Origin of the sequence: Bacillus sp. JJ1764 (assembly GCF_036962145.1) — a bacterium.
Classification (GTDB): Bacteria; Bacillota; Bacilli; order Bacillales; family Cytobacillaceae; genus Neobacillus.
Window position 1 is genome coordinate 1 of the sequence record NZ_JBALNY010000112.1, and the last position, 262, is coordinate 262.

The following is a 262-nucleotide window of genomic DNA, read 5'->3' on the forward strand; positions in this document are numbered from 1 at the left end:
GCAATGGCACCTTAAAAAGACGCAAGAAAAAATCTTTCGATTGGTATAAAAATGTGATAGCGACAAATGGTGGAGAATTATAAAAAACTATTTAAGAGTCTGTTTCGAACTGAAACAGACCTTTCTTTTTTTACTTCAATTCTAATTCGGTATGTACGTGCTTTTATGGCTGATTCGTGTCCGAAGTTGGCAAGACATCAGACACAATCTAGCTTTTTTGAGTCAGGTGTGTCCGAAGTTAACACGACTTCAGACAGGAACT

General features: G+C 37.0%; 1 protein-coding gene. It reads left to right on the forward strand.

Going from position 1 to position 262, the window contains the following annotated elements:
* Positions 1-66: 66 nt before the first annotated feature.
* On the forward strand, positions 67-262 hold a 196-nt coding region (locus V7083_RS15820), incomplete at its 3' end, for a hypothetical protein (protein WP_335479524.1).